Source organism: Mycolicibacter sinensis (genome assembly GCF_001673565.1).
GTDB classification, from domain to species: domain Bacteria; phylum Actinomycetota; class Actinomycetes; order Mycobacteriales; family Mycobacteriaceae; genus Mycobacterium; species Mycobacterium sinense_C.
Genome location: NZ_LZMF01000120.1, coordinates 1 through 8,558 on the forward strand (window position 1 = coordinate 1; position 8,558 = coordinate 8,558).

Annotated in this window: 6 protein-coding genes, 1 pseudogene and 1 riboswitch; of the genes and pseudogenes, 5 read left to right on the plus strand and 2 right to left on the minus strand. The window is 69.2% G+C overall.

Annotated features, from left to right (window positions below; genetic code table 11):
- Positions 1-42: 42 nt before the first annotated feature.
- Positions 43-1,236: pseudogene (locus A5648_RS24990) on the minus strand (PPE family protein); the annotation flags it as partial.
- 297 nt (positions 1,237-1,533) lie between these two features.
- Positions 1,534-3,768, minus strand: coding sequence for an NADP-dependent isocitrate dehydrogenase (locus tag A5648_RS16715; protein WP_065025624.1), 2,235 nt, complete (start codon positions 3,766-3,768; stop codon positions 1,534-1,536).
- A 142-nt stretch (positions 3,769-3,910) separates the two neighbouring features.
- A riboswitch (SAM riboswitch) is annotated at positions 3,911-4,031 on the plus strand.
- A 131-nt stretch (positions 4,032-4,162) separates the two neighbouring features.
- Between A5648_RS16715 and A5648_RS16720 the strand changes: the two genes are divergently transcribed.
- From A5648_RS16720 to A5648_RS24110, 5 genes are all read left to right on the plus strand, one after another.
- Positions 4,163-5,485: a bifunctional o-acetylhomoserine/o-acetylserine sulfhydrylase gene (locus tag A5648_RS16720; protein ID WP_065025625.1), complete on the plus strand. Its 1,323-nt coding sequence runs from the start codon at positions 4,163-4,165 to the stop codon at positions 5,483-5,485.
- 11 nt (positions 5,486-5,496) lie between these two features.
- Entirely contained in the window at positions 5,497-6,636 is a 1,140-nt protein-coding gene (gene metX / locus A5648_RS16725) for a homoserine O-acetyltransferase MetX (RefSeq protein WP_065025626.1), read from the plus strand.
- Positions 6,633-7,379 carry a class I SAM-dependent methyltransferase gene (locus tag A5648_RS16730; RefSeq protein WP_065025627.1) on the plus strand — a complete coding sequence of 249 codons (747 nt, stop codon included), beginning with the start codon at positions 6,633-6,635 and terminating at the stop codon, positions 7,377-7,379. Before metX ends, A5648_RS16730 begins: the two co-directional genes overlap by 4 nt.
- Before the next feature lie 72 nt (positions 7,380-7,451).
- A complete protein-coding gene (locus tag A5648_RS16735) occupies positions 7,452-7,991 on the plus strand; it encodes a DUF732 domain-containing protein (protein WP_234787452.1) in 540 nt (179 codons plus the stop codon).
- Positions 7,992-8,156: 165 nt separating this feature from the next.
- The coding region (locus A5648_RS24110) for a class I SAM-dependent methyltransferase (protein WP_207511738.1) at positions 8,157-8,558 on the plus strand (402 nt) is incomplete at its 3' end.

The window sequence follows — 8,558 nt, forward strand, 5'->3', positions numbered from 1 at the left end:
GACATTCTTGCACGGCGCTCTGCGCTAGGCTGGCCGCCGTCTCGTGGTGTCAGGAACCCGGTGGAGAGCCGGGGCGGGCGCCGGGACCGGTGGCGTGGGCGCCACCGTCAGACCGGCGAACGGCGGCGGCGCCGGGATCAGCGGCACCGGCACGGCGTGCAGGGCGGCCAGACCGGACAGCCCCGCCAGCCCGGCCAGCGGCGCCCCGGCCAGCGGCGCCAGCGCCGCGGTCATCATCGGCAGCATGACCGGGATCAGCACGAGGGCCTGCTCCAGCAGCGTTTTGAGCAGGGCGATCACGTCGGTGATGATGGTGCCGATCGCCTCCACGGCGGTGAACAACAGCGTCGCGGCGATGGTGCCCGGGTTGCCGGAGGCGAACGCCGCGGTGAGGTCGGCGGCGATGAAGGCGAACGTCTGCGACAGGTAGGCGGCGAACGACCCGAAGTCCATCGGGTAGCCCAGCGCGAACGCGATGTTGTAGGGGCTGAAGAAGCTCAGCGGGTTGCCCAGGACGGGCAGCCAGGGATCGAAGCCGGCGAAAATCGACTGGAAGTAAGGGTTGGCCGCCAGTTCGTTGATCATCGGCTGCAACACATTGTTGTAGAAATCGGTGTAGCCGCTGTTCTGCAGCCACTCCATGATGTCGTTCTGCCGGTCCGGCGGCAGCTGCGGTTGGCTGGCGTCGGCCGATTCGGCCTTGACGATCTGCGGCGCCGCCACCGTCTGCGGACTCGATGCCACCGCCCCTCCGGCGACAGCCTGATAGGTGGACATCACCGCGGCGGCCTGGAACCACATCCGGCCGTAGTCGGCCTCATTCAGCGCGATCGGGATGGTGTTGACACCGAAGAAGTTGGTGCCCACCAGCACCGCGTGGGTGGCGTGATTGGCCGCCAGCTCCGCCAGCGTCGGCATCGCCGCCAATGCGCTGCTGTAGGCGGTCGCCGCGGTCTGCTGCTGCGCGGCCATCGCCGCCCCGGCGGCACCGGCCTGGATCAGCCAGGCCAGATACGGCGCATTGGCCGCCACATACGCCTCAGCGGACGGGCCCTGCCACGCCCCGGTCTGCACCGCAGCCAGCAGCCCCGCCAGTTCGTCGGCAATCTCGGCGTACTCGGTGCTCAGCGCGATCCACGCCGCCGCCGACGCCAACAGCGGACCGGGACCGGGGCCGGCCGACAGCAATGTGGAATGGACTTCCGGTGGAGACGCTATCCAAATCGGCGTCGTCACGGTTGCCAGCTCTCTGGGGTCCCCGCCCCGAATCGCAGGATGCGACGACGTGAGTATCTGGCTCTCGGGGTGAATTCACGCCCGATCACAGTGGCGGGACCGCTCCGGAATTGAAGCGGCGGTCCCAGCTTCGGCTCGCCTTCGCCGACCCTTGGGGCCAACTCCGACGAGCCTCGCTGAACCGCCGGATTCGCACCGGCTTCCTACATCGTCATCGCCTTACCGGCGCATTGTCGCACGTCGCGCGTTAGCAAAACCCGCCGAGCGTGAAATTGTCTTCACGTTCGACCGGGAACGTCAGGCCTTGCCGTCGATCGCGGCGTTCAGCGTCGGGCTGGGCCGCATCACCGCCGCCGTCATGTCGTGGTCCGGCGCGTAGTAGCCGCCGATGTCCACCGGCTTGCCCTGCACCACGGTCAGCTCGTCGAGAATGACGTCCTGGTTCTTGTCCAGGGCGTCGGCCACCGCGGCGAAGTGCTTGGCCAGCTCGGGGACCTCGGTCTGCGCGGCGAGTTCCTCCGCCCAGTATTTGGCGAGGAAGTACTGGCTGCCGCGGTTGTCCAGCTCACCGGTCTTGCGCGACGGGCTCTTGTTGGCGTCGAGCAGTTTGCCGATCGCCGCGTCCAGCGTCGCCCCCAGGACCTTGGCGCCCACATTGTCGGCCTTGACGCCCAGGTCGTCGAAACTGGCTGCCAGCGCCAGGAATTCGCCGAGCGAGTCCCAGCGCAGGTGGTTCTCCTCCACCAGCTGCTTGACGTGCTTGGGCGCCGAACCGCCCGCGCCGGTTTCATACATGCCGCCGCCGGCCATCAGCGGCACGATCGACAGCATCTTGGCGCTGGTGCCCAGCTCCAGAATCGGGAACAGGTCGGTGAGGTAGTCGCGCAGGATGTTGCCGGTGGCGGCGATGGTGTCCTGGCCGCGGATCAGCCGCTCCAGGGTGTAGCGCATGGCCCACACCTGCGGCATGATCTGGATCTCCAGGCCCTCGGTGTCGCTCTCGGCCAGGTAGGCCTTGACCTTCTTGCGCAGCCCCGCCTCGTGCGGACGCTCGGTGTCGAGCCAGAACACCACCGTCATGCCCGAGGCCCGGGCCCGCTGGACGGCCAGCTTCACCCAGTCCTGGATGGCGGCGTCGGTGACCCGGCACAGCCGCCAGATGTCGCCGGCTTCCACGTTCTGGGTCAGCAGCACCTCACCGGTGGCCAAATCGACGATGTCGGCGACACCGGCATCGGGCACCTCGAACGTCTTGTCGTGGCTGCCGTACTCCTCGGCCTTCTGCGCCATCAACCCGACGTTGGGGACGGTTCCCATGGTGGCCGGGTCGAATTGGCCGTGCGTCTTGCAGAAGTTGATCAGCTCCTGATAGATGCGGGCGAAGGTCGACTCGGGGTTGACGGCCTTGGTGTCCTTCTGCCGCCCGTCGGCGCCGTACATCTTGCCGCCGGCCCGGATCATCGCCGGCATCGAGGCGTCCACGATCACATCCGAGGGCGAGTGGAAGTTGGTGATGCCGTTGGCCGAATCCACCATCGCCAGCTCGGGGCGGTGCTCGTGGCAGGCGTGCATGTCCTCGATGATCTCCTCGCGTTGCGAGGCCGGCAGCGTCTCGATCTTGCTGTAGAGGTCGGACAGGCCGTTGTTGACGTTGACACCCAAGTCGTCGAAGAGCTTCTGGTGCTTGGCGAATGCGTCCTTGTAGAACACCTTGATGGCGTGGCCGAACACGATCGGGTGGCTGACCTTCATCATGGTCGCCTTGACGTGCAGGGAGAACATCACGCCGGTCTTGCGGGCGTCCTCCATCTCGGCTTCGTAGAACTCGCGCAGCGCGGCCACACTCATGAACATCGAGTCGATGATGTCGCCGGCCAGCAGCGGCACCTTCTCCTTGAGCACAATCGTCTTGCCGCTCTTGGTCTTCAGCTCCATCTTGATGTCGCGGTCGCGGTCCAGCGTCATCGACTTCTCGCCGTGGTAGAAGTCACCGCCGCGCATGGTGGCCACATGCGTGCGCGACGCCATCGACCACTCCCCCATGCTGTGCGGGTGCTTGCGCGCGTACTCCTTGACCGCCTTGGGTGCGCGCCGGTCCGAGTTGCCTTCCCGCAGAACCGGGTTCACCGCGCTGCCCAGGCACTTGGCGTAGCGGTCGTGAATGTCGCGCTCGTCGTCGGTCTTCGGGTCCTCGGGATAGTCCGGCAGGTTGAATCCCTTGCCCTGCAGTTCCCTGATGGCGGCGACCAGCTGCGGCACCGAGGCGCTGATGTTGGGCAGCTTGATGATCGTGGTGTCGGGCAGGTGGGTGAGCCGACCGAGTTCGGCGAGGTTGTCGGGCACCTGCTGGGCCTCGGTCAGGACGTCGGGGAACTGGGCCAGGATGCGCGCCGCCAGCGAGATGTCACTGGGCTTGACGTCGATTCCCGCCGGCCCGGTGAAGGCCTGCACGATCGGCAGGAACGAATACGTCGCCAGCAGCGGCGCCTCGTCGGTCAGCGTGTAGATGATGGTCGGCTGGTCGGCGCACATGGCTGTTCTCCCGGCGTCAGGGTTCGTGTGTGGTTGTGCTCCGCGTTGTACACGGCGGCCTCAGTATCTCGCACCGCGCAACGGCGGCCACCGGCGGTGAGCAGGTGGCGGCACCTCCACGGGATGAGATAGGCTGCGAAGCGGTCATGAGTGCCAGCGCTAAGCCCCGGCTTGCTGGCCGGCAACCCTCCAACCGCGGTGGGGTGCCCCGGGTGATTGACCGGGTTGAGTAGCCAGCACCGGCTACGCGGCAAGCGCGGGTCCGCCACCACGGGCCCCCCGAGTAGACAGGGGAACCTGATGCGTGCCTCCTTGTGCCCGCTCGCCCGTTGCTGTTGTCACTGACTCCACCTCTGCGCCAGCGATAACAACTCACGGAAGAAAGCATTCACACATGACCGCCGGTAACAACTGGTCGTTCGAGACCAAGCAGATCCACGTCGGCCACGCCGGTGACCCGGAGACCGGGTCGCGCGCCCTGCCGATCTACCAGACCACGTCGTACCTGTTCCGCGACACCGACGAGGCCGCGGCCCGCTTCGCGCTGGCCGAGCCGGGCAACATCTACACCCGGCTGACCAACCCGACCAGCGCGGTCATCGAGGAGCGCATCGCCGCGCTGGAGGGGGGGGTGGCCGCGACGCTGCTGTCCTCGGGACAGTCCGCCAGCACGTTCGCGATCTTGGCCCTGGCCGAGACCGGCGACCACGTCGTGGCCAGCCCGCGGCTGTACGGCGGCACTTACAACCTGTTCCGCTACTCGCTGCCCAAGCTGGGCATCGAGGTCAGCTTCGTCGAGGACCCCGACAGCCTGGAGTCCTGGGCCTCAGCGGTACGGCCGAACACCAAAGCGTTCTACGCCGAGACCATCTCCAACCCGAAGATCGACATCCTCGACACCCCGGGGGTCTCGAAGGTGGCCCACGACCACGGTGTGCCGCTGATCGTCGACAACACCATCGCCACCCCGTATCTGATCCAGCCGATCAGCCAGGGCGCCGACATCGTGGTGCACTCGTGCACCAAGTTCCTGGGCGGGCACGGGACCGCGATCGCCGGCGTGGTCGTCGACAGCGGCAACTTCGACTGGACCCAGGGCCGCCATTCGAGCTTCACCACCCCCGACCCCAGCTACAACGGCCTGGTCTACGCCGATCTGGGCCCGCCGGCGTACGCGATCAAGATCCGTGCCCAGCTGATGCGCGACTACGGGTCGGTGGCCTCGCCGTTCAACGCCTTCCTGATCGCCCAGGGGCTGGAGACGCTGAGCCTGCGCATCGAGCGCCACGTCGCCAACGCCCAGCGGGTCGCGGAGTTCCTGGCCACCCGCGACGACGTGCTGAGCGTCAACTACGCCGGGCTGGCCGACTCGCCGTGGCACCACCTGGCGCAGCGACTGGCGCCCAAGGGCGTCGGCGGTGTGCTGTCCTTCGAGGTGGCCGGCGGTGTCGAGGCCGGCAAGGCCTTCGTCAACGCGCTGAAGCTGCACAGCCACGTCGCCAACATCGGCGACGTGCGCTCACTGGTGATCCACCCGGCGTCCACCACCCACAGCCAGCTGTCCGGGGACGAACTGCTGAGCACCGGGGTCACCCCGGGCCTGGTGCGGCTGTCGGTCGGCATCGAGGGCATCGAGGACATCCTGGCCGACCTGGAGCTCGGGTTCGCCGCGGCCTCGGCCGAGCTCCGCAAGTCGTCGGCGCTGGCGGCGCGTTGAGGCGGTCGGCCATGACGATCTCCGACGTGTCCAGGCAGGTGCTGCCCGCCGAAGGCGAGACCGGGGTGGTCGGCATCGGCTCGCTGCGCTTGGAGAGCGGCGCGGTGCTCGACGACGTCAGCATCGCCGTGCAGCGCTGGGGCGAGCTGTCGCCGCAGCGCGACAACGTCGTCATGGTGCTGCACGCGCTGACCGGGGACTCCCACGTCACCGGGCCCGCCGGGCCCGGGCATCCCACCGCGGGCTGGTGGGACGGGATCGTCGGGCCGGGCGCCCCGATCGACACCGACCGCTGGTGCGCGGTGGCCACCAACGTGCTGGGCGGCTGCCGCGGCTCGACCGGCCCCAGCTCGCTGGCCCGGAACGGAAAGCCGTGGGGCTCACGGTTTCCCGCCATCTCCATTCGCGACCAGGTGGAAGCCGACATCGCCACGCTGGCCGCGCTGGGCATTACCGAGGTGGCCGCGGTGCTGGGCGGTTCGATGGGCGGCGCTCGCGGCCTGGAGTGGATGATCGGCCACCCGGACAAGGTGGGCGCGGGCCTGCTGCTGGCGGTCGGCGCGCGCGCGACCGCCGACCAGATCGGCACCCAGAGCACTCAGATCGCCGCGATCAAGGCCGACCCGGACTGGTGCGGCGGCGACTATCACGGCACCGGCCGCAGTCCCGAGGCCGGGCTGGCGGTCGCGCGGCGCATCGCGCACCTGACCTACCGCGGCGAGGCCGAGCTGGACCGGCGGTTCGCCAATGCCGCCCAGGAGGGCGAGGACCCCGCTGCCGGCGGCCGCTATGCGGTGGAGAGCTACCTGGGCTACCAGGGCGGCAAGCTGGTGTCCCGCTTCGACGCCGGCAGTTATGTGACGCTGACCGATTCGCTGTCCTCCCACGACGTGGGCCGCGGCCGGGGTGGCGTTGCGGCGGCGTTGCGCGGCTGCCCGGTGCCGGCGGTGGTCGCCGGGATCACCTCCGACCGGCTGTATCCGCTGCGCCTGCAGGCCGAGCTGGCCGACCTGCTGCCCGGCTGCGACGGCCTGCAGGTGCTCGACTCCGAGTACGGGCACGACGGCTTCCTGCTCGAGACCGATCGCGTCGGCGCGCTGATCCGTCAGACTCTGGACTTGGTGGGCCCGGCCGGGGACCGCCGGCGGTGAGCCCCGAGGCGCGGCACGACCGATCGCTGTCGTTCGGCTCGCAGGCCGCCGCCTACGAGCGGGGCCGCCCGTCCTATCCCCCGGAGGCCATCGACTGGCTGCTGCCGCCGGGCGCCCGCGACGTCCTCGACCTGGGCGCCGGCACCGGAAAGCTGACCGCCCGGCTGGTGGAGCGCGGCCTGGACGTGGTGGCCGTGGACCCGATCGCCGAGATGCTCGAGGTGCTGGCCGCGGCGCTGCCGGGGACCCCGGCCCTGCTCGGGACGGCCGAGCAGATTCCGTTGCCGGACAACAGCGTCGACGCCGTGCTGGTGGCCCAGGCCTGGCACTGGTTCGATGCGGCGCGGGCCATCCCCGAACTCGTGCGGGTGCTGCGGCCCGGCGGCCGGCTGGGCCTGGTGTGGAACACCCGCGACGAACGGCTGGGCTGGGTCAAGGAGCTGGGCACGATCATCGGCCGCGAGGACGCCCGCGACGCGGTGGATGCCGGCGTGCACCTGCCCGAACCGTTCGGCGACATAGAGGGCCACCAGGTGGAGTGGACCAACTACCTGACACCGCAGGCGCTGATCGACCTGGTCGCCTCCCGCAGCTACTGCATCACCTCACCGGACGCCGTGCGCACCAAGACGCTGGACCAGGTCCGCGCGCTGCTGGCCACCCACCCGGCGCTGGTCGGTGCGACCGGTCTGGCGCTGCCCTACATCACGGTGTGCGTGCGGGCAACGCTGTCGGACTCCTGAAAACCAGTCGACGCTCCGCACTGTGCACCAAGCGTGACCTGCCCGTGTCACCGTCGTGACTGCGCTGCTGCAGTGTTCTTACCGACGGGCGGCCATCGAGCCGCCCGCAACCGCAACGGATGGGGGACCGACATGGAGTACAGCCGGGCGAGGACGGCGGTGCCGACGGCGACGGCGATGACCGCGGCCGGGGCGGTATGGGCGGGCCTGATCGCCTCCGTGTGGCTGGCGGCGCCGGCGCAGGGCAGTCCGGTGGACACGTCGTTCCTGTCCGATCTGACCGGGGCGGGCGTCCCGGTCGGCGACCCGGCCGCGACCGCGGCGCTGGGCCAGTCCGTCTGCCCGATGCTCACCGAACCCGCCGGCACGGCCGCCTCGGTGGCGGCGCCGGTCGCCGGCCTGGGCGGCGGTCCCGCGATGTCACCGGAGATGGCGCAGCTGTTCACCGAGATCGCGGTGCAGGTCTACTGCCCGCAGATGCTGTCGCAGCTGGCCAGCGGCCAGGTGCCGGAGCTGCCGATGGTCCCGGGCATGCCGGGCGGCGGCATTCCGGGGCTTCCCGGCGGGATTCCCGGGCTGCCCGGCGGGATCCCGGCCATCCCGGTCGCTTAGCCGGTAGCGCCGGCGAGGGGCCGGCGCTGCCGTTGGTGGCAGCGTTGTTTTACGCGAGCTGTTGTTTACCCGGGACGACAGCGGGTATGCGGGTTCGGCCGACTGGGGAGGGACGGCCTTCGGGCGGCACTGGCAAGCCCCCGACGGACCGAAAGGCCACCCCTCATGAGCGACCGGCTGACCCCGCATTTCGAAGACGTACAAGCCCATTACGACCTGTCCGACGACTTCTATCGGCTCTTCCTCGATCCGTCCCAGACCTACAGCTGCGCCTACTTCCGGCACTACGACATGACGCTGGAGGAAGCCCAGCTCGCCAAGATCGACCTTTCGCTCGGCAAACTGGGACTGCAGCCGGGCATGACGCTGCTCGACATCGGCTGCGGCTGGGGCGCCACCATGCGCCGGGCCATCGAGAAGTACAACGTGAACGTGATCGGCCTGACGCTGAGCAAGAACCAGGCCGTCCATGTGGAGTCGACCTTCGCCGCGATGGACACGATCCGGTCGACCGGCTCGTCGAACTCCTCCCAACCGGCCAGCAGCACTCGTCTGCTGCACGAGGTG